This window comes from Pseudomonas sp. SAS7, from assembly GCF_052112345.1.
GTDB lineage: Bacteria > Pseudomonadota > Gammaproteobacteria > Pseudomonadales > Pseudomonadaceae > Aquipseudomonas > Aquipseudomonas putida_Q.
In genome coordinates, this window is sequence record NZ_JBEGGO010000004.1 from 344,045 (window position 1) to 365,410 (window position 21,366).

19 protein-coding genes are annotated in these 21,366 nt (G+C 63.7%); 14 read left to right on the forward strand and 5 right to left on the reverse strand.

Annotated elements, in window-relative coordinates; translation table 11 throughout:
• The first annotated feature begins 10 nt into the window (after nt 1-10).
• The 11 genes from algK to ABI582_RS09660 all read left to right on the forward strand — a co-directional run bounded on the left by algK (nt 11) and on the right by ABI582_RS09660 (nt 13,603).
• Nucleotides 11-1,438 carry an alginate biosynthesis TPR repeat lipoprotein AlgK gene (algK, locus tag ABI582_RS09610; RefSeq protein WP_442119048.1) on the forward strand — a complete coding sequence of 476 codons (1,428 nt, stop codon included), beginning with the start codon at nt 11-13 and terminating at the stop codon, nt 1,436-1,438.
• Nucleotides 1,435-2,913, forward strand: a complete 1,479-nt coding sequence (locus ABI582_RS09615; protein WP_338745155.1) for an alginate export family protein — start codon at nt 1,435-1,437, stop codon at nt 2,911-2,913. The genes algK and ABI582_RS09615 overlap by 4 nt, the downstream gene beginning before the upstream one ends.
• 22 nt (nt 2,914-2,935) lie before the next feature.
• Nucleotides 2,936-4,495 (forward strand): mannuronan 5-epimerase AlgG, encoded by a 1,560-nt coding sequence (gene algG / locus ABI582_RS09620; RefSeq protein ID WP_442119049.1) that lies wholly within the window; start codon nt 2,936-2,938, stop codon nt 4,493-4,495.
• Between the two features lie 13 nt (nt 4,496-4,508).
• Nucleotides 4,509-5,948 (forward strand): alginate O-acetyltransferase, encoded by a 1,440-nt coding sequence (locus ABI582_RS09625; RefSeq protein ID WP_338745157.1) that lies wholly within the window; start codon nt 4,509-4,511, stop codon nt 5,946-5,948.
• An 8-nt stretch (nt 5,949-5,956) separates the two neighbouring features.
• Nucleotides 5,957-7,060 (forward strand): mannuronate-specific alginate lyase, encoded by a 1,104-nt coding sequence (locus ABI582_RS09630; protein WP_442119050.1) that lies wholly within the window; start codon nt 5,957-5,959, stop codon nt 7,058-7,060.
• Between the two features lie 192 nt (nt 7,061-7,252).
• Nucleotides 7,253-8,710 carry an MBOAT family O-acyltransferase gene (locus ABI582_RS09635; RefSeq protein ID WP_338745159.1) on the forward strand — a complete coding sequence of 486 codons (1,458 nt, stop codon included), beginning with the start codon at nt 7,253-7,255 and terminating at the stop codon, nt 8,708-8,710.
• Between the two features lie 10 nt (nt 8,711-8,720).
• The gene (locus ABI582_RS09640) at nt 8,721-9,878 is read left to right on the forward strand and encodes an alginate O-acetyltransferase (protein WP_049274672.1); all 1,158 of its coding nucleotides are present in this window, start codon (nt 8,721-8,723) and stop codon (nt 9,876-9,878) included.
• A gap of 20 nt (nt 9,879-9,898) precedes the next feature.
• Entirely contained in the window at nt 9,899-10,546 is a 648-nt protein-coding gene (locus ABI582_RS09645) for an alginate O-acetyltransferase AlgF (RefSeq protein WP_442119051.1), read from the forward strand.
• A gap of 33 nt (nt 10,547-10,579) precedes the next feature.
• A complete protein-coding gene (locus tag ABI582_RS09650) occupies nt 10,580-12,034 on the forward strand; it encodes a mannose-1-phosphate guanylyltransferase/mannose-6-phosphate isomerase (protein ID WP_338747535.1) in 1,455 nt (484 codons plus the stop codon).
• Nucleotides 12,035-12,176: 142 nt separating this feature from the next.
• On the forward strand, nt 12,177-12,641 hold the full coding sequence (locus ABI582_RS09655) for a multidrug transporter (RefSeq protein WP_258653949.1): 465 nt from the start codon (nt 12,177-12,179) through the stop codon (nt 12,639-12,641).
• Between the two features lie 149 nt (nt 12,642-12,790).
• Nucleotides 12,791-13,603 carry an SDR family oxidoreductase gene (locus ABI582_RS09660; protein ID WP_442119052.1) on the forward strand — a complete coding sequence of 271 codons (813 nt, stop codon included), beginning with the start codon at nt 12,791-12,793 and terminating at the stop codon, nt 13,601-13,603.
• A 122-nt stretch (nt 13,604-13,725) separates the two neighbouring features.
• Here ABI582_RS09660 and ABI582_RS09665 read toward each other — a convergent pair whose 3' ends face one another.
• The 4 genes from ABI582_RS09665 to ABI582_RS09680 all read right to left on the reverse strand — a co-directional run bounded on the left by ABI582_RS09665 (nt 13,726) and on the right by ABI582_RS09680 (nt 18,827).
• Entirely contained in the window at nt 13,726-15,177 is a 1,452-nt protein-coding gene (locus ABI582_RS09665; RefSeq protein ID WP_442119053.1) for an efflux transporter outer membrane subunit, read from the reverse strand.
• A complete protein-coding gene (locus ABI582_RS09670) occupies nt 15,174-16,235 on the reverse strand; it encodes an HlyD family secretion protein (RefSeq protein ID WP_049274667.1) in 1,062 nt (353 codons plus the stop codon). The genes ABI582_RS09665 and ABI582_RS09670 overlap by 4 nt, the downstream gene beginning before the upstream one ends.
• Nucleotides 16,236-16,263: 28 nt before the next feature.
• Nucleotides 16,264-17,805 (reverse strand): MFS transporter, encoded by a 1,542-nt coding sequence (locus ABI582_RS09675; protein ID WP_338745163.1) that lies wholly within the window; start codon nt 17,803-17,805, stop codon nt 16,264-16,266.
• A 116-nt stretch (nt 17,806-17,921) separates the two neighbouring features.
• Nucleotides 17,922-18,827: a LysR family transcriptional regulator gene (locus ABI582_RS09680; protein WP_016497993.1), complete on the reverse strand. Its 906-nt coding sequence runs from the start codon at nt 18,825-18,827 to the stop codon at nt 17,922-17,924.
• Between the two features lie 270 nt (nt 18,828-19,097).
• Here ABI582_RS09680 and ABI582_RS09685 point away from each other — a divergent pair, with 270 nt between their 5' ends.
• From ABI582_RS09685 to ABI582_RS09695, 3 genes are all read left to right on the forward strand, one after another.
• Nucleotides 19,098-19,544: a universal stress protein gene (locus tag ABI582_RS09685; RefSeq protein ID WP_442119054.1), complete on the forward strand. Its 447-nt coding sequence runs from the start codon at nt 19,098-19,100 to the stop codon at nt 19,542-19,544.
• 92 nt (nt 19,545-19,636) lie between these two features.
• On the forward strand, nt 19,637-19,963 hold the full coding sequence (locus tag ABI582_RS09690) for a type II toxin-antitoxin system PrlF family antitoxin (protein ID WP_442119055.1): 327 nt from the start codon (nt 19,637-19,639) through the stop codon (nt 19,961-19,963).
• The gene (locus ABI582_RS09695; protein WP_442119056.1) at nt 19,960-20,427 is read left to right on the forward strand and encodes a type II toxin-antitoxin system YhaV family toxin; all 468 of its coding nucleotides are present in this window, start codon (nt 19,960-19,962) and stop codon (nt 20,425-20,427) included. The genes ABI582_RS09690 and ABI582_RS09695 overlap by 4 nt, the downstream gene beginning before the upstream one ends.
• 78 nt (nt 20,428-20,505) lie before the next feature.
• Here ABI582_RS09695 and ABI582_RS09700 read toward each other — a convergent pair whose 3' ends face one another.
• Nucleotides 20,506-21,366 carry an efflux RND transporter periplasmic adaptor subunit gene (locus ABI582_RS09700; protein ID WP_019473277.1) on the reverse strand — a complete coding sequence of 287 codons (861 nt, stop codon included), beginning with the start codon at nt 21,364-21,366 and terminating at the stop codon, nt 20,506-20,508.

Consider the following 21,366-nt stretch of genomic DNA (forward strand, 5'->3'; position numbering starts at 1 on the left):
GGATCACCGCATGATTCCCTACAAGAAGCGCGCAAACCTGGGCCTGTGTGCCCTGGCGGCTGCCATCACCCTGGCCGGCTGTGCCGGCCTGCCTGACCAGCGCCTGGCCAACGAAGCCATGAAGCGCGGCGACACGGCATTGGCCGAGCGCAACTACAAGGCCCTGGCCGACCTGGGCTACAGCGAAGCGCAAGTGGGCCTGGCGGACATCAAGGTAGCCACCCGCGACCCTTCGCAAATCAAGGAAGCCGAGGCGACTTACCGCGCCGCGGCCGCTACCTCGCCCCGTGCCCAGGCGCGTCTCGGCCGCCTGCTGGTGGCCAAGCCTGACAGCACCCAGGCCGAACGCGAGGAAGCCGAAACCCTGCTCAAGCAGGCCGCGAAACAGGGCGAAAGCAATACCCTGATCCCGCTGGCCATGCTTTACCTCAGCTACCCGCAGAGTTTCCCCAAGGTCAACGCACAGCAGCAGATCGACCAGTGGCGCGCCGCGGGCAACCCCGAAGCGGGCCTGGCCCAGGTGCTGCTGTACCGCACCCAGGGCACCTACGACCAGCACCTGGGCGACGTGGAAAAGATCTGCAAGGCCGCACTGAACACCACTGACATCTGCTACGTCGAACTGGCCACCGTGTACCAGAAGCGCGCTCAGGCCGACCAGCAAGCCGCCCTGCTCACCCAGCTGAAATCTGCCTACGCCCGTGGCGCAGTACCGGCCACCCGGGTCGACAGCGTTGCCCGGGTACTGGCCGACCGCAGCCTCGGTCAGACCGACGAGAAAACCGCCAAGGACCTGCTCGAACAGGTAGCCCCGGCCAACCCGGCATCCTGGGTCAGCCTGGCGCAACTGCTGTACGACTTCCCCGAACTGGGCGACACCGACCAGTTGCTGGCCTACATCGACAAGGGCCGCGAGGCCGAACAACCACGCGCCGAACTGTTGCTGGGCCGCCTGTACTACGAAGGCAAAACCCTGCCGGCCGACGCCAAAAAAGCCGAGCAGCACCTGCAAGCCGCCGCCGACGCCGGTGAAATCAGCGCCCATTACTACCTGGGCCAGCTGTACCGCCGCGGCTACCTGGGCAATGTCGAGCCGCAGAAGGCCGTCGACAACCTGCTGGCCGCCGCCCGTGGCGGGCAGAACAGCGCCGACTATGCCCTGGCCCAGCTGTTCAGCGAAGGCCATGGCATTCGCCCGCAGCCCGGCAACGCCTGGGTGTTCGCCCAGCTGTCGCAGGCCAACCCGACGCCGCAATCGGCTGAACTGCTGCAGCAGCTCGATCAGCAACTGACACCTGACCAGCGCAGCCAGGCCCAGCAACTGCTGGACCAGGAAAAGCGTGCACGCGGCAGCATGGCGCAGGGCGCAAATAGCACCCTGGCCCTCGAAGCCCTGCAGGACGACGAAAAAGAAGTAGACGGTGAGGACTCGCTATGACGCTCAATCCCTTCGTGAAAGCCGGCATCGGCCTGAGCTTCGCCCTGCTGTGGTCCTGCCCGACCCTGGCGGAAATGACCGCCGAGAAAAACTTCGGCCTGGACGTGAAGATCACCGGCCAGTCGGAAGACGACCGTGACCTGGGCACCCGCTCTGGCGGCGACGTCAACGGCCTGGGCCTGGACCTGCGCCCTTGGGTGTACGGCGAGCGCGGTAACTGGAGTGCCTATGCAATGGGCCAGGCGGTCGCAGCCACCGACACCATCGAAACCGACACCTTGCGCCAGAACGACGACGGCAGCACCACCGACACCGGCGAAGACAGCCGCCAGCCAGACAAAAGCTACCTGGCCATGCGTGAGTTCTGGGTTGGCTACAGCGGCCTCACTGCCTACCCGGGCGAGCAGCTGCGCTTCGGTCGCCAGCGCCTGCGCAGCGACGATGGCATGTGGCGCGACACCAACATCGAAGCGCTGAACTGGACCTTCGACACCACCCTGCTCAAGGCCGACCTGGGCGTTGCCCAGCGCTTCAGCGAGTACCGCACCGACCTCACCGAGCTGGCCCCGGAAGACAAGGACCGCACGCACATCTACGGCAACGTCGCCACGCAGTGGACCCCAGGCCACTGGGTGGGCGTACGGGCCCACCACACCCATGACAGCGGCAGCCTGAAGAACCCGGGCGAAACCGTCGATGCGCTGGACAAGACCCGCACCGGCGACCTGACCTGGTTGGGCCTTGAGGCCAACAGCGACGCCTACAACTGGCGCAACGACCACACCGTCAACTACTGGGGCAGCGTCACCTGGCTGACCGGTGACCGTGACAAGCTCAGCAGCCAGGCCGTAGGCGACGACCAGGTTGCCACCGGCAAGCAGAGCGGCGACGTCAATGCCTGGGCCACCGACCTCGGCATCCGCCTGCGCCTGGACCCGCAATGGCAAGTCGGCGCGGCCTACGCCCGTGGCAGCGGCGGTGGTGGCGACGACGGCTCGAACAACTTCGAGCAGACCGGCCTTGAGAGTAACCGCTCCAACTTCACCGGCACCCGCTCGCGCGTACATCGCTTTGGCGAAGCCTTCCGCGGCGAGCTGGGCAACCTGCAGGCCGCCACCCTGTTCGCCTCGTGGCAGCTGCGCGACGACTACGACGCCAGCCTGATCTACCACAAGTTCTGGCGCGTCGACGGTAACCAGAACATCGGCTCCAGCGGCATCAACGCAGCCGTCAACGACAACGGCATCAGCCGCCAACTGGTCGACGGTGAAAAAGACCTTGGCCAGGAAATGGACGTGGTCGTGACCAAGTACTTCAAGCAAGGCCTGCTGCCGGCTTCGATGAGCCAGGCCATCGACGAACCGTCCGCCCTGGTGCGCTTGCGTGCCGGGGTGTTCAAGCCGGGCGACGCCTACGGCAAGGAAGCGGACTCGTACATGCACCGCGCCTTCGTCGATGTGATCTGGCGCTTCTGAGGCCGCGAGGGGACTGACCGTTATGAACCTTCACCCGCACTTACGACACAGCCTGTTGGCCAGCGCCTTGCTGCTGGCAAGCGGCCTGGTCGCTGCCGCAGAGCCCCAGGTAATCGCCAAGGAGCTGCAGCAGGCCAAGACCTATACCGTGGCCAGCGCACCGATCGAGCCGCTGCAGATGGACCCGCCAAAGCTGCCCGACCTGACCGGTTTCACCGCCGAAGCGGTGCAGAAGAAGATCGATCGCCGCCACAAAGGCAAGGTCAGCCTGCGCCGCATGTTCCAGGAAGACACCCTCAAGGAGTTCGTTGGCGGCGACAACAAGGCAGCCGAGTGGGTGCAGCGCCAGCACGGCATCCCGCAGGCAATCTTCGTCGATGACGGCCATATCGACCTGGTCGAGCTGAGCAAGAAGGTACCCAAGCAATACCTCAGCGAGGTCGAGCCTGGGGTTTACCTGGCACGCCTGCCAATCGTGGTCGGGCAAAAGGGCATCCTCGAGATCGACGGCAAGGTCAAGCAGCTGCGCCTGTCCCAGGAAGGCGGTTCGTTCCTGGTCAATGACGGCAAGCTGTTCGTTACCGACACCGAGGTGACCGGCTGGCGCGAGAAGGACAACGGCCCGGCCACCTTCCGCTCGCCCAAGGAATTCCGCCCGTTCCTGCTGTCGTGGGGCGGTACCGAGACCTACATCGTCAATACCAAGATGGCCAGCTTCGGCTATGCCAAGTCCAAGTCGTATGGCGTGAGCATTTCGCAGTACACGCCCAACATGGCCAAGCGCATGGGCCGCCCGGAACCCACCGGCTGGATCATCGGCTCGGAGTTCAGCGACATGTGGTACGGGTTCTACTGCTACGAGACCCAGGACTTCGTGGTCAAGGACAGCACCTACCGCGACAACATCGTCTACGGCATCGACCCGCACGACCGGTCGCACCGCCTGATCATCGCCGGCAACACCGTGTACGGCACCAAGAAGAAGCACGGCATCATCGTTTCGCGTGAGGTCAACGACAGCTGGATCATCAACAACAAGAGCTACGACAACAAGCTCTCGGGCGTGGTGATCGACCGTAACAGCGTCAACAACCTGATCGCCTACAACCAGATCTACCGCAACCACACCGACGGCATCACCCTGTACGAAAGCGGCGACAACCTGATCTGGGGCAACAAGCTGATCAACAACCGCCGCCACGGCATCCGCGTGCGCAACAGCGTGAACATTCGCCTGTACGAAAACGTCGCCATGGCCAACGGCCTGGTGGGCGTGTACGGCCACATCAAGGACTTGTCCGACACCGACCGCGACATCGCCCTCGACCCGTTCGACACCAAGGTGTCGCTGATCGTGGTGGGTGGCGAGCTGGCGGCCAATGGCTCCGGCCCACTGTCGATCGACTCGCCGCTGTCGGTCGAGCTGTACAAGGTGTCGATGCTCGCCCCGCGCAAGGCCAGCGGCATCAGCCTCAACGGCATCCTCGGCGAGCGCCAGGACGAAATCCTCGACCTGCTGGTGCGCCAGCAAAAAGCTGTGCTGATCGACCCGGTCGAACGCCAGACCGAAATGATCGATTAAGGAAGCCCAGACCATGACCCCACACCTGATGAAACTGCTGGGCCTGTCCGCCGCCCTTCTGGCGATCAGCCAAGGCGTGCGCGCCGAAGAAGTGAAGGCCCCCACCTTCAGCGCCGAGCCCTGCTGCCAGCTGTGCCCCGAAGCGCACGACGCCAGCCGCTACACCACCCGTTACCAGCAGAACTTCACCACGCTGGTGCAGGCCAAGGGCGACTGGCTGTTCCGTACCCGCGAAGACCTGCGCACCGAGTTCAACACCACCCCGGCGGGCTACAAGCGCCTGCAGCAAGTGCATGACGCGTTCAAGAAGCGCGGCGTGGAGCTGGTGGTGGTGTACCAGCCGACCCGTGGCCTGGTGAACCGCAACATGCTCAACCCAGCCGAGAAAGCCGCCTTCGACTACCAGAAGGCGCTGGGCAACTACCAGGCCATGCTCAAGCGCTTCGCCAGCATGGGCTACAACGTGCCCGACCTGTCGCCGCTGACCAACGAGCAACTGGCCGCCGCCGACCAGGGCAAGGACTTCTACTTCCGTGGCGACCAGCACTGGACGCCGTATGGCGCCGAGCGCGCAGCAAAAATCGTGGCCGACACCGTGCACAAGATGCCGGCCTTCGAAGGCATCCCGCGCAAGGAATTCGAGACGAAGAAGTCCGGGCGCATGGGCAAGACCGGTACCCTGCACAACGTTGCCGGCCAGCTGTGCGGCACCAGCTACGCCGTGCAGTACATGGACCAGTTCGCCACCGAACCGAAAGGCTCCAGCGGCGGCGATGACCTGTTCGGTGACGGCGGCAACGCGCAGATCACCCTGGTCGGCACCAGCCACAGTGGCAAGAACTACAACTTCTCGGGCTTCCTCGAGCAATACATCGGCGCCGACGTGCTCAACGTCGCCTTCCCTGGCGGTGGCCTGGAAGGCTCGATGATCCAGTACCTGGGCAGCGAGGAATTCCAGAAGAACCCGCCGAAGATCCTGGTCTGGGAATTCTCCCCGCTGTACCGCCTGGACCAGGAAACCATCTGGCGGCAAATCCTTGGCCTGCTCGATGACGGCTGCGACGACCGCCCGGCCCTGATGAGCGCCAGCACCACCCTCAAGCCCGGCAAGAACGAGCTGATGGTCAACGGCAAGGGCGGCGTGATCAAAGACCTGATCAACCGCAACCTGCAGATGGACGTCAAGTTCGAAGACCCGTCGGTGAAGGTGCTGCAGGCCACCCTCTGGTACCTCAACGGCCGCCACGAGGACATCAAGCTGGAAAAACCGGAAACCTCCGACACCGACGGCCGCTTTGTCTTCCAGATGCGCGAAGACGAAGACTGGGCCAGCCAGAGCCTGCTGGCGTTCGAGGTACAGGGGCCGGAAAGCGGCACCCAGAAGGTCGAGGCCAAGCTCTGCAAACGCAACAACTTCGCCGTGCCTGCGCAGACCGCGCAGGCCGGCCAGTGAGGCGACCCATGACCATGCTCAAGCGAATCTCAAGCCCCGCCCTGCTCGCCTTGGCCCTGTTTGGCGGTGCCGCGCAGGCCGCGCTGGTACCACCCCAGGGTTACTACGAGGGGATCGAAAAACTCAAGACCGGTGACGGCAACTTCCGCTGTGAAGCGGCGCCCAAGCCCTACACCGGTGCGCTGCAGTTCCGCAGCAAGTACGAAGGGTCGGACAAGGCACGGGCCACGCTCAACGCGGCCTCGGAAAAGGCTTTTCGCAAGTCGACCGAAGACATCACCACCCTTGAGAAAGGCGTGAGCAAGATGGTTGGCCAGTACATGCGCGACGGCCGCCCGGCGCAGCTCGACTGCACCCTGGCGTGGCTGGGCACCTGGGCGCGCGCCGATGCGCTGTTGTCCACCGACTACAACCACACCGGCAAGTCGATGCGCAAATGGGCGCTGGGCAGCATGAGCGGTTCGTGGCTGCGCCTGAAGTTTTCCAACTCGCAGCCACTGGCCGCGCACCGGGCCGAGGCCGAGCTGATCGAAAAATGGTTCGCCCGCCTGGCCGAGCAGACCGTGCGCGACTGGAGCGACCTGCCGCTGGAGAAGATCAACAACCACAGCTACTGGGCAGCTTGGTCGGTCATGGCAACCGCCGTGGCCACCGACCGTCGCGACCTGTTCGACTGGGCCGTGAAGGAATACAAGGTGGGCGCGAACCAGATCGATGACCAGGGCTTCCTGCCCAACGAAATCAAGCGCAAGCAGCGTGCGCTGGCCTACCACAACTACGCCCTGCCGCCGCTGGCGATGATTGCCAGCTTCGCCCAGGCCAACAACGTCGACCTGCGCAGCGAGAACAACTTTGCCCTGCAGCGCCTCGGCGAAGGTGTACTGGCCGGTGCACGCGACCCCAGCCACTTCAAGGCGCGCGCGGGTGAGAAACAGGACATGACCGACCTCAAGGTCGACGGCAAGTACGCCTGGCTCGAGCCCTGGTGTGCGCTTTATCACTGTGTCGGCGACACGCTTGACCGCAAGCAGCACATGCAGCCGTTCAACAGCTTCCGGTTGGGCGGCGACCTGACCCGGGTTTATGACCCGAACGCAGAGAGCAAAAAGTAACGCAAAACCCCTGTAGGAGCTGGCTTGCCTGCGATGGGCCGCAAAGCGGCCCCCGACAATCGCAGGGCAAGGCTTCGCCTTGCATCGCAGGCAAGCCAGCTCCTACAGGAATCTAGGTAGCCCGCCACATTTTTGTGGGGGGTTTGGGGGGCGCTTTGCCCTGGATGCTGTGAACAAATTAGGAGAACCGGGATGGTCTTCTCGTCCAACGTGTTCCTGTTCCTGTTCTTGCCGATCTTCCTCGGCCTGTATTACTTGAGCGGGCAACGCTATCGCAACCTGCTGCTGCTGGTCGCCAGCTACATCTTCTATGCCTGGTGGCGGGTGGACTTCCTGGCCCTGTTCGCCGGGGTCACCCTGTGGAACTACTGGATCGGCCTCAAGGTGGGTGCCGCCGGCGTGCGTACCAAACCGGCGCAGCGCTGGCTGCTGCTCGGCGTGGGCGTCGACCTGGCCATTCTCGGCTACTTCAAGTACGCCAACTTTGGCGTCGACAGCCTGAACGCGATCATGACCTCGTTCGGCCTGGAGCCGTTCATCCTCACCCACGTGCTGCTGCCGATCGGTATCTCGTTCTATATCTTCGAGTCGATCAGCTACATCATCGACGTGTACCGCGGCGACACCCCGGCTACCCGCAACCTGATCGACTTCGCAGCATTCGTGGCGATCTTCCCGCACCTGATCGCCGGCCCCGTATTGCGCTTCAAGGACCTGGTCGACCAGTTCAACAACCGCACCCACACCCTGGACAAGTTCTCCGAAGGCTGCACCCGCTTCATGCAGGGCTTCATCAAGAAAGTGTTCATCGCCGACACCCTGGCGGTGGTGGCCGACCACTGCTTCGCCCTGCAAAACCCGACCACGGGTGACGCCTGGCTGGGCGCGCTGGCCTACACCGCGCAGCTGTACTTCGACTTCAGCGGTTACAGCGACATGGCCATCGGCCTGGGCCTGATGATGGGCTTCCGCTTCATGGAGAACTTCAAGCAGCCGTACATCAGCCAGTCGATCACCGAGTTCTGGCGGCGCTGGCACATCAGCCTGTCGACCTGGCTGCGTGACTACCTGTACATCACCTTGGGCGGTAACCGCAAAGGCACCTTCAACACCTACCGCAACCTGTTCCTGACCATGCTGCTGGGCGGCCTGTGGCACGGCGCCAACTTCACCTACATCATCTGGGGCGCTTGGCACGGCATGTGGCTGGCCATCGAGCGTGCACTGGGCATCGACACCAACCCGCAGCGCTTCAACCCGGTCAAATGGGCCTTCACCTTCCTGCTGGTGGTGGTCGGCTGGGTGATCTTCCGCGCCGAGAACCTGCATGTGGCCGGCCGCATGTACGGCGCCATGTTCAGCTTCGGCGACTGGCAGCTGTCAGAACTCAACAGCGCCCAGCTTACCGGCCTGCAAGTGGCCACCCTGATCGTCGCCTATCTCTCCCTGGCGTTCTTCGGCCTGCGTGATTTCTACCGCAATGCCAAGCCAACGCCCCAGGCCACGCCGGTGCAGGTCAACAACGACGGTTCGATCGGCCTGGACTGGACCCGGGTGATGACCCGCGCCCTGGTGCTGCTGCTGTTCGTGGCCTCGATCCTCAAGCTTTCGGCGCAGAGCTACTCGCCGTTCCTGTACTTCCAGTTCTGAGGCCGATGACATGAACCGCACATTACGCATTACTTACTCCCTGTCGTTCCTCGGCTTGCTGGTGGGCATGGGCGTATGGTCCACCGGTGGCCTGCAAAGCTTTCAGCGCACCGAGCAGATGACCCTGCTCAACGGCAAGCTGGCCAAGGCCGCCGAGACCCACTACGACGCCGAATTCCCGATCAAGCGCCTGGGCACCAACCTTTGGGCGGCCATGGACTTCAAGCTGTTCAACGAGGGCCGCCCCGGTGTGGTGCTGGGCCGCGACCAATGGCTGTTCAGCGACGAAGAGTTCAAGCCCACGGCTGGCGCCGAACAACTGATGCAGGAAAACCTGGCACTGATTCGTGGCGTGCGCGACACCTTGCAGCAGCACGGCAGCCAGCTGGTGCTGGCGATCATTCCGGCCAAAGCTCGCCTGTATTCGGAATACCTGGGCAAGGAGCAGCCGGCCAGCCTGCACGATGACCTGTACAACCAGTTCCATGCCCAGGTGCGCCAGGCCAACGTGTTCGCCCCGGACCTGCAAGCGGCCATGGAACAAGCCAAGGCGCGTGGCCAGGTATTCCTGCGCACCGACACCCACTGGACACCGATGGGCGCCGAAGTCGCCGCCCAGGCGCTGGCCGAGGCTGTAAGCCGGCAGAACCTGCTCAACGGTGACCCGCAAACCTTCGTCACCGAAGCCGGCAGCACCGCGCCCTACAAAGGCGACCTGACCAACTTCCTGCCACTGGACCCGCTGTTCAGCAACCTGCTGCCGGCCCCGGACAACCTGCAACAACGCAGCACCCGCCCGGCGCAAGCCGAGGGTGAAGGTGACGATGCACTGTTCGCCAACAACGAGATCCCGGTCGCACTGGTGGGTACCAGCTACAGCGCCAACCCGCACTGGAACTTCCTTGGCGCGCTGCAGCAGGCCCTGCGCAGCGACGTCGCCAACTACGCCGAAGACGGCCACGGCCCATTGCTGCCGATGCTCAAGTACCTGCAAAGCGATGCCTTCAAGAACGCCGCACCGCAAGTGGTGGTGTGGGAATTCCCCGAACGTTATCTGCCCATGAAAAACGACCTCAGCAGCTTCGATCCGCAGTGGATCGCCCAGCTGAAAAACTCCCGTAAATCCGAAGAAAACCTGGCCTTGTCGTCCACCCGGACGAACCACTGAACGATAGAGAGGAAATGCACATGACTACCAAGACTTCCATTGCCAAAGCCCTCACCCTCGCGGCCGGCCTTTCCCTTGCTTCGATGCAGGCCTTCGCCGGTGCCGACGCCGCCCTGTACGGCCCAAGCGCACCGAAAGGCTCAACCTTCGTGCGCCTGTACAACGCAGCCAGCGCACCGGCTGCCGCGTCTGTCGGCAACACCCAGATCAAGCAGGTTGGCGCCCAGGCCAGCAGCGACTTCAGCTTCCTGCCAGGCGGTGACTACACCGCCCAGGTCGGCGGCAAGAGCGTGCCGGTGAAGCTGGCCTCGGACAAGTACTACACCCTGGTCAACAGCGGCACCGGCAGCCCGCAGCTGATCGAAGAACCACCGTTCAAGAACAAGCAGAAAGCCCTGGTGCGCGTGCAGAACCTGAGCGACCAGCAGCTGACCCTGAAAACCGCCGACGGCAAGACCGAAGTGGTCAAGCCGGTGGCTGCCAACGGCCGAGGCGAACGCGAAATCAACCCGGTCAAGGTCAACCTGGCGCTGTACCAGGGCGACAAGAAAGTGGGCGACGTGAAACCCGTCGCCCTGGAGCGCGGCGAAGCCGCCGTGCTGTACGTAACCGGTTCCGGCAACGCCTTGTCGCCGGTGTGGGTAACTCGCCCCGTGGCTAGCAACTGATCCCCTGCCTTTAACGACTATTGGAGAAACATGATGATCCCGGTAATTCTTTCTGGTGGTAGCGGTTCGCGTCTGTGGCCTCTGTCGCGCAAGCAGTTCCCCAAGCAGTTCCTGGCCCTGACCGGCGAACACACCCTGTTCCAGCAAACCATCGAGCGGCTGGCGTTCGAAGGCATGGACACGCCAATCGTGGTCTGCAACAAGGACCACAAATTCATCGTCCAGGAACAGTTGGCTGCGCTGAAGCTGGAAACCCAAGGCATCCTGATGGAACCGTTTGGCCGCAACACCGCGCCGGCCGTGACCATGGCCGCCATGAAACTGGTCAACGAAGGCCGCGACGAGCTGATGCTGGTGCTGCCCGCCGACCACGTGATCGACGACCAGAAGGCCCTGCAGCGCGCCCTGGCCCTGGCCACCATCGCCGCCGAGCGTGGCGAAATGGTGCTGTTCGGCGTGCCGGCGACCAAGCCGGAAACCGGCTACGGCTACATCCGCTCCAGCCAGGACGCCCTGTTGCCCGAGGGCGTGGCACGCGTGGCGCAGTTTGTTGAAAAACCCGATGAAAAACGTGCTGCCGAGTTCGTCCAGGCCGGTGGCTATTTCTGGAACAGCGGCATGTTCCTGTTCCGCGCCAGCCGCTTCCTCGAAGAGCTGAAAAAACACGACGGCGATATCTACGACACCTGCGTGCTGGCCCTGGAGCGCAGCGAGGAAGATGGCGATGTGCTGAGCATCGATGAAGCCACCTTCGCCTGCTGTCCGGACAACTCCATCGACTACGCGGTGATGGAAAAGACCCAGCGCGCCTGCGTGGTGCCGATGTCGGCCGGCTGGAGCGATGTGGGCTGCTGGTCGTCGCTGTGGGACGTGCACGAGAAGGACGACAACGGCAACGTCACCAAGGGCGACGTGGTGGTGCAGGACAGCCGCAACTGCATGATCCACGGCAATGGCAAGCTGGTGTCGGTGATCGGCCTGGAGAACATTGTGGTGGTCGAGACCAAGGACGCCATGATGATTGCCCACAAGGACAAGGTCCAGGGCGTCAAGCAGATGGTCAAGACCCTCGATGAGCAGGGCCGTACTGAAACCCAGAACCACCTGGAAGTGTATCGCCCATGGGGCTCATACGACTCGGTGGACATGGGCGGCCGCTTCCAGGTCAAGCACATCACCGTCAAGCCGGGCGCCAGCCTGTCGCTGCAGATGCACCACCACCGCGCCGAGCACTGGATCGTGGTGTCCGGCACTGCCGAGGTCACCTGTGACGAGAACGTGTTCCTGCTGACCGAGAACCAGTCGACCTACATCCCGATCGCTTCGGTGCACCGCCTGCGCAACCCGGGCAAGATCCCGCTGGAGATCATCGAAGTGCAGTCCGGCAGCTATCTGGGCGAGGATGATATCGAGCGCTTCGAAGATGTGTACGGGCGCACTTCCACGCCGGTCGAGCGTGGGGTATCGGTCAAGACCATTGCGCAGTAAGTGAACCTTGGGGCCGCTTTGCGGCCCTTTCGCGGGACAAGCCCGCTCCCACAAGGGCTGGGAGCGGGCTTCCCGCTTTTGAGCCCTCCCCCATTTCAGGCTACGATGGTCAGACCCCGCGCATTCAAGGTCTGCAAGCCCCATGATCATCGGTGCCTTCCTCATCCTTACCTGGCTGGTACTGCTGTTGCGCTACCCGGCCAAGGCCCTGCCGATCTCGCTGGCCGCCGTGTGTGGCCTGGGCCTGGTGGCGCTGTTCGTCGCCTGGCAAGACAACCGCGAAACCTCGCAACTGGCCCGCCTGGACCTGCGCCTTGCCTATGCCCCCGAACAATGCCCGGCCGACCGTGCGTTGCAGGTACACATGAAAAACGGCAACAAGGCCCCGCTGACCGAACTGCGCTGGCGGGTGGCGGCGTATGCACCAGGCGACACGGTGAACCTGGCCGAAAGCACCTACAACGCCCCGCGCTACCGGGGGCCGGGTGACTTGCAGCCGGGTGCCGAGTGGAAGGACTGCCTGCCGTTGCCACCGCTGCGCTCCGGGTACCGGCCACAGACTCTGGAATTTCGTGCCGAGCACCTGCAAGGTACATTTGCCAATTGATGTATCGCCTGTACCGGCCCTTTCGCGGGTGAACCCGCTCCCACAGAGATCCCACAGGTCTCGAATTCTGTGAGGTACCTGTGGGAGCGGGTTCACCCGCGAAGAGGCCGGCACAGGAAAACCAATCTTCCTCACAACAGGCCCCAACCATGCCCACCGTCCTGATCACCGGTTGTTCCAGCGGCATCGGCCGCGCCCTCGCCGACGCCTTTCGCGATGCCGGCCACCACGTCTGGGCCACTGCTCGCAAGGCAGAGGATGTTGAAGTGCTGAACGCCGCCGGCTTCGCCGCCCGGCAACTGGATGTGAACGACAGCGAGGCCCTCGCCCGCCTGGCCGAAGAACTCGAAACCCTGGATATCCTGATCAACAACGCCGGTTACGGCGCCATGGGGCCGTTGCTGGACAGTGGTGTGGATGCCCTGCGCCAACAGTTTGAAACCAACGTGTTCGCCGTGGTCGGTGTGACCCGCGCGCTGTTCCCGCTGCTGCGCCGCTCACGGGGTACAGTGGTGAACATCGGCAGCGTCTCCGGCGTGCTGGTCACGCCATTCGCCGGCGCCTACTGCGCCTCGAAGGCCGCCGTGCATGCGCTGAGCGATGCCCTGCGCCTGGAGCTGGCGCCGTTCGGTGTGCAGGTGATGGAAGTGCAGCCGGGGGCGATAGACACGCAGTTCGCCAACAATGCCCAACGCCAGGCAGAGCAGGTGCTGGCGGCAGACTCGCCATGGTGGCCGTTGCGTGAGCATGTCCAGTCGCGGGCGCGGGCTTCGCAGGACAGGCCGACTTCGGCGGCGGTGTTTGCCCAGGGTGTGTTGGTGGCAGTCGGCAAGTCGCCGGTACCGGGGGTGGTGCGGTTGGGGAATGGCAGTACGGCGTTGCCGCTGATGGCGCGGCTACTGCCTCGGCGGTTGCTGGATTGGGCACTGCGCAAGCGCTTTGGCCTGCTGCGCCCGCTCTGAGATCTCGGCTGCCCTGGGGCTGCTCTGCAGCCTATCGCGGCACAAGGCCGCTCCTACAGGGGACCGCGATCGCCTGTAGGAGCGGCCTTGTGCCGCGTTGGGCCGCAAAGCGGCCCCTACCTTTACGCTTTCTTCGCGGGCTGCTCATCAAACGCCTGCCAGCCACCACCCAAGGCCTTGTAAAGCCCCACCAACGCCTGCGACACCGCCGCCGAGCTGTCGATCCACTGCTCCTCGCTGGCCAGCAATGCACCCTGCACCGTCAGCACATTGAGAAAGTCCACCGCCCCTTCCACATACTGGCGCTGGGCAGTTTCCAAAGCGATTCGGTTCTGTCGCACCGCTTCGGCCAGGTGGTCACGGCGCAATTGGCTGGCGTTGTACAGGCGCAGCACATCGTCAATTTCATGCCAGGCCCCAAGCACCACCTTGCGGTAGTTCAGCGCCGCTTCCTGCTGCTGCGCCTCGCGCAGTTCCAGGGTGCCCTTGAGCCGGCCGCCCTCGAAGATCGGCAGCGACAGCTGCGGCCCGAAGGCAAAACGGCGCGAATCCCAGCCACCGAAATCAGACAGCTGCATGGCCTGGAAGCCGACACTGCCCGACAGCCGGATGCTCGGGTAGAAATCCGCCTTGGCCACGCCAATGCTGGCAGTGGCGGCATGCAGGCGGGCTTCGGCCTGGCGGATGTCAGGGCGGCGCTCGGCCAATTCGGACGGCACGCCGATGGCGAACTTCTGCTGCGGCGCAGGCAGCTCGCCGCCCTGCAGCAATTGGGCCTGCAAGCTGCGCGGCGGTTCGGCGGCAAGCAGGCTGAGCGCGTTGATCAGGTCATCACGGCGGGCTTCAAGGCTTGGCAGTCGCGACTCGATCGAAGCAACCTGGGCGCTGGCCTGGGCCACATCCAGGCGCGTGGCAACACCTTCGGCCTGGCGGTTCTGGGAAAGCTTCAGGCTATGCTGGGCAACCTTGAGGTTGTCCTGCGTCACATCCAGGGTGTGCTGCACGGCGCGCAGCTGGATGTAATTGCCGGCAGTTTCCGAGAGCAGGGCCAGCAGCACCCCGCGGCGGTCGTTCTCGGCCACTTCGACGGTGGCATCGGCAGCCTCGACCTGGCGCCGCACGCGGCCCCACAGGTCCAGTTCCCAACCGGCCACCAGGTCGCCTTGCCAAAGGTTGTACGCCGCTTTGCCCGCCTTGCCAGACGGATCGCTCAGGCCTTCGGCGCTGTTGCGGGCGCGGCTGTAGCCGGCGTTTGCATCCACCGACGGCACTTCATCGGCGGCCACGGTACTGCGCAGGGCGCGGCTTTGCAGCAACCGTGCACTGGCCATTTGCAGGTCGAGGTTGCGCTCGGCAACGCGCTGGATCAAGGCACTGAGGTGTGCGTCATGGAAGGTTTCCCACCAGCGCAGTTCCAGCGGTTCGGCCTGCGGCTGGCTGGCCGCCGCTTCGCCTTGCAGCGGCGCCCATTGCTGCGGTGCCTGGCTGTCGGGGCGCAAGAAGTCCGGGCCCATGGTGCAGCCGGCCAGCAACACGGCCAGCAGCAACGGGCTCAAGCGTAATGCCCGTTTCATCGTGCGCTTACCTCTTTGCCGTCCAGCTTGTCGCCACGGGTATCGATGGTCGCTTCTACCGACATGCCCACACGCAGACGGGTCAGCAGCGGCTGGCCGTCATCGAAGACGATCTTCACCGGAATGCGCTGCACTACCTTGGTGAAGTTGCCAGTGGCGTTGTCCGGTTTGACGGCGGCGAAGGTGACGCCGGTGGCCGGGGCGATGCTTTCCACATGGCCTTGCAGCTTCTCGCCGGAGAAGGTGTCGACGCTGATACTGACGGGCTGGCCAGGCTGCACGTGGGTCAGCTGGGTTTCCTGGAAGTTGCCGACCACATAGGCCTGTTGCAACGGCACCACCGACAGCAGGCGGGCACCCGGGTTGACGTAGGCGCCTATGCGCAGTGCGCGCTCGCCGACCATGCCGTCCACCGGCGCAGTAATGCGTGTGTAGGACAGGTCGAGCTGGGCCTTTTCCACGCCCGCTTCGGCACGTTTCAGCTGGCCATCGGCGCTGGCCACTTGGGCCGTGAGAATGTCCACCTGCTTACGCGCCGCCACTAACGCTGCCTGGGCATTTGCCAGGCGTGCGCGTGCCTGGTCTACACCGCTGCGCGCCTGCTGGGCGTTCTGCACAGTACCGGCGCCCTGCTCGGCCAGGCGGCTGTAGCGGTTGACCTCGTGGTCAGCGAACGCCGCTTCGGCCTGGGCGGCTTTGACAGCAGCCTCGGCCTGGGCAATCAACGATGCCTGGCGCTCAAGGGTGGCGCGGGCATCGGCGCTTTGCGCCTGAGCCACCAGCAACTGCGCCTGTGCGGCGTCCAGGGCGGCCTGGTAATCGCGGGGGTCGATGGTCGCCAGCAACTGGCCGGCCGTAACCTGCTGGTTGTCCTCCACCAGCACTTCCTTGATAAAGCCAGCCACCTTGGGCGCGACCACGGTGTAGTCGGCGATCACATAGGCGTCGTTGGTGCTCTGGCGATGGTCGCTGCCAAACATCCAGGGGCCGACGATGCCAGCCAGCACGGCCACGGCCAGCACCGAGCCAATGAACAGGGTTTTGCGGTTGTTGGTCATTTCAGGTGTTCTCGAATTCATCCAGGGTTCAGGCCACCGCACGCGGCGGATAGACCCGGGTAGGCACGAAAGGAATCAGGCAGATCAGGGCTACGGCGATGCAGGCCATGACCAGATAAAGGTCGGCCGAGGTCAGTACCAGCGCCTGGTCGTGGACGCGCTTGGCCAGGCCCGCAGCGCTGTCGTCGACCAGCGGGGCGTTGCCCAGGCTGTCCACCAGGTGGTTGGAATGGAAGTGCCGGCGCAGGGTGCCAAGGGCATCCAGCAGGCCACCGGCGATCACTGCAGCCAGGCCTTTCACGGTGTTGAACCAGCTGGAGGCGAACGGGCCCTCCTGCGGGGTCATGCCGTTGGTGGACAGCATCAGCAACGGCAGCACCGCCATCGGCTGGCCGAACACCTGCAGCAGGTAGAACGGGTAGAAGTCGCCACGGATCCACTCGCTGGTCATCAGGCTGCTGCCGACACAGGACACCGCCAGCATCGCCAGGCCGATGCCCAGCACCCAGCGGCAGTCCACCGCACGGATGTTGCACAGCGCCGCAGTCAGCGGCAGGGCGATCAACTGCGGCATGGCCACCAGCATCATCAGCGGGCTGGTCTGCGCCGGGCGGTAACCCTGGATCTGTGCCAGGTAGGCCGACGGGATGCTGCCCACGCCCGACAGCACGACCAGCACACCGGCCAGGGTCACCAGGGCAAAACTCAGGTTGCGCCGCTGCAGCATGCGCAACTGGAAGAACGGCAGCGGCTCGGACCACTCGTTGTACATGAACAGCACCAGCAACAGCAGGCCACCGCCCAGCAACCAGCAGATCAGCGGCGAGTCGAACCAGCCCCAGCGGTCGCCCAGCGACAGGCCCAGCACAATGCAGCTGATGGCCGGCAGGCCGAGCAGCACGCCACGCCAGTCGAACTGTTTGAAACGCTCCAGGCGCAGTGGGTCCTGCGGCAGGCCCCAACCGACGCAGAGCATGGCCAGCGCCGAAGGCAGGACGATCTGCCAGAACGCCCATTGCCAGCCGACGTATTCGGTCCACAGCCCCGCCAGTGGCGTGCCGAGGTTGGGGCCGAAAGTGGCAGTCAGGGCGTAGCAGGCCAGACCATAGACCTTGATACCGGGCGGCAAAAAGCGCAGGGCCACGCTCATCAGCATCGGTGGCAAGGCACCCGAGGCAAAGCCTTGCAGCACACGCAGCAGCATCAGGCTGTGCAGGTTGGGGGCGAACGGTTGCAGCAGGCCGAGCACGGCGAACAGGGCGATGGCGCTCATGGTGAAGCGCCGCAGCGAGAAAGTGGTGGCCAACCACGGCGCAAAGGCCATGGCCGAGACCGATGCGGCGCTGTACACGGCCAGCAGCCAGGCACCCTCATCGGCACCGATGCCCATGGCACCGCGGATATCGGCAAGGGAAATCTTGGTGACCGACTCGTTGAGGCCTGCACACAGCACGGCCAGCAACACACCGAACAGCCCGACCACCACCTGCAGGCCAAACGCCGTCTGCGCAGGTGCGGCCGGCGCGGGGGCGGCGGCCAGCGCCGCGGAGGGCGCGGTCAGGGAACTCATGGGAATACATCTCCAGCAACAATTTCAGGGCTGGGGCAAGTTTAAGAAGGTCGAATGCTGACGAAAACTGACTTGTCGGTAGTTTTATATTGCGTCAGACGCAATCCATGCCTGAATCACGGGTCTATGCGACCACACGCTTTCAACGTCTGGCGCAACCAACGGTGCGCGGGGTCATTGTCGAAGCGCGGGTGCCACGCCTGCATCACATTGACCTTCTCCAACGGCACCGGGATCTCGAACGAGCGCAATGGCAGCTTTAGCCGCTGCACACTGTTGAGGATATTGGCGGGTATCGGCAGGATCAGGTCCGAATCCGGCAGCGAGAACATCGCCGAGTGGAAGCTGGTGGTGATCAGTGCCACACGCCGCTCCACCTTGTGGTTGGCCAACGCCACATCGATCGGCCCGTTGGCACGACCGCGACGAGACACGCTGATCTGCGGGTAGGCGGCAAAACGCTCAGGGGTGATCGGGGCGTCGAAGATCGGGTGGCCTACACGCGCCAGGCCTACAAAGTAAGTATTGAACAGGCTCTGCACCTTGATTTCCGGGCCCAGCTCAATGGCCGAGCTGATGATCAGGTCGATATGCCCGTTGCGCAGCACTGCATCATCGTCACCACTGCCCTCCGGGACGAACCGCAACACCGTACGCGGCGCCTGGGCCAGCATCATGCGCAGCAGCTGGGCGCCATACAGGGCAATGAACAAATCGTTGGTGCGGATGTTGAAGGCACGGTCCAGGTTGACCAGGTCGACATCGTCACGGCTGCGAAACACCTGCCCGGCCTGCTCTACCAGGCCATGCACCTGCTCGCGCAGGGCCAACGCGCGCGGCGTCGGCACCAGGCCACGGCCGGCGCGCACCAGGATCGGGTCGCCCAAGGCATCGCGGATACGCCCCAATGTCCGGCTCATGGCCGCCGGGCTCAGGTTCATGCGCTGCGCCGCGCCCACCACGCTGCCCTCGTCGAGCAAGGCATCGAGGGCGACGAGCAGGTTCATGTCCGGGAGTTGCATGGCCGTTTTCCATTACAGCTGTAGGAAACGCGATGGTAGCAGGTTGATGGATTGCATCAGACGCAATGCGCTCTTGCGTGGTGGGGCATTTATTCACTGAGTGGACTGAGCCAAGAATGTGGCATGGCAGGTTCGCCCTCTTCGCGGGTAAACCCGCTCCCACAGGGACTGCGCAGGTTGGAAATACTGTGGAGTACCTGTGGGAGCGGGTTTACCCGCGAAGAGGCTAGAACAGGCACCCATTCAGCCAGCCTTGTACAAGGATCTCCAATGCCCAGCCCCATCCTGATCGCCATCGACGCCTCCCCCGCTTCCAGCACCCTGCTCACCCTCGCCCGCCGCTACTGCCGCCCCGGCGAACACGAACTGCACGTGCTGCTGGCCATCGACTCCACCTTCGCCGTGCATGAGCAACCCGCGCCCTACACCGCCGAGGAACTGGAGGAATACCCCGCCGCCTGCGAGGAACAGCAGCATGCCGACCACGCCGTAGCCGAGGCCGTGCGCGAGTTACAGCAAGCCGGCTTCACCAGCCAGGGTTGCATGGTGGCCGGCCAGCCGGTTGAAGCGATTGTGGCCAAGGCGCAGGCATTGAACTGCGAACTGATCATCATGGGCCACCGCCACCTGTCGCGGTTGGGGCGGCTGCTGGACCCGTCTATCAGCGCGAAGGTAATTGACCGGGTAGACATGCCAGTGTTGGTGGGCTCTGCCTGACCGCTCATCACCGTGGTAATGCACCTGCATTGACGAGGCAATGCAATCGCATTACCTTGGACTGTATCGCTGTCACCCCCAGGACATTACCCATGGCTGCCACCTTCGATGTCGAGTCCACACTCACCGATCGCTATCAAACCACTGTCCCCGAAACGGTGCGGCGCGCCTTGGGCTTGAAAAAACGTGACAAGATCCATTACTCGATTCGCCCTGACGGTGGGGTGATACTCACCCGCGCAGAGGCAACCGAGGACGATCCGGTACTGGGCAAATTTCTGGATTTCCTGGCACACGATATCGCTACCAACCCTCAACGGCTGCAGGTTGTCGATGCTGGCCTCATCGCGCGCCTCGACAAGCTTGTCGGCGACACGGAGGTCGACCTGGATCAACCTCTGTCGGCGGACGATGAATGAGTGATGCGAGCAGGAAGCCTCTGGTTATTCATGGATGGACTGTAATTGCCCACCCGCTGTTCCTGGCCAAATTGGACGCGCTAAGCGCTCAAGTCGAGGCTCAACGCGACAAAGACCCAATGGGCTATACGAAAAGAAATGCCTTTAAAAGGCTGGCCGCCATCCGGCGGTTGGCGTTCGATGTAATCCCTCAAGACCCGACCAAACCCGAATACCGGCAAGGGGCAACACTTGGCGGTGACCACAAGCACTGGTTCAGAGCAAAGTTCTTCCAGCAGTACCGGTTGTTCTTCCGCTACCACACCCCCAGCAGGATCATCGTGCTGGCCTGGGTCAATGACGAGTCGAGCAAGCGGGCCTACGAAAGTAGCGACGATGCTTACAAGGTCTTTCAAAAGATGTTGCATAGCGGCCACCCACCGGACGATTGGGACCAGTTGCTGCAAGAGGCTGCCGCAGATTGAGCCGACTGGCTAATACGCATGCATCAGCAGGGCTCCCCACAGATGAGATGATGCGGGAGGCCGGGATGGTTGCGAAGGTCAACCTTCGCCAGGCTTGACTACCACCGTACACGTCGTCCCCGCCGCCAGCAAAAACCCTTCCGGCACTTCATCAATGTGGATCCGCACCGGCACCCGCTGCGCCAACCGCACCCAGTTGAACGTCGGGTTCACGTCGGCGATCAGCTCGCGGCTTTGTGGGTTGTCGCGGTCGTAGATACCGCGGGCGATGCTCTCCACATGCCCTTTGATGCGCTCGCCGCTCATCATCTGCAACTCGGCCTGGTCACCCACCTTCACGTGGGGCAGCTTGGTTTCCTCGAAGAACCCGTAGACCCAGAACGAATTTTCGTCGACCACCGCCATCACCGCCTCACCCGTGCGCGCATAGTCGCCCTTGTGGATATTCAGGTTGGTCACGTAGCCATCCACCGTGGCGACGATATGCGTACGCTTGAGGTTCAGCTCGGCTGCCGCCAGCTCAGCAAGGGCTTGCTGGTAATCGGCCTGGGCGGAGTTGGCGATGTTGCTGGCGTCGTCGCGGTTTTCCTTGGAGATCACCAGGTTGTCCATGTCGGCACGGCGCTTGGCGTTGACCTTGCGCATTTCCCAGGTGGCCTTGCGCGAGGCGACCATGGCCTTGGCCTGGTCGACCGCCAACTGGTAGTGCTCGGGGTCGATCTGGATCAGCAGGTCGCCCTTCTTCACCCGCTGGTTGTCCTTGACCGGCACATCCACCACGTAACCCGGTACGTCGGCGGCGACGTTGATGATGTCGGCGCGCACGCGGCCGTCGCGGGTCCATGGCGTGGTCATGTAGTGCAGCCACAGCTGGCGACCGATGGCCACGGCAGCGACCAGCACCAGCAGGGTGGCGATCAGGCTGAAGAACTTTTTCAT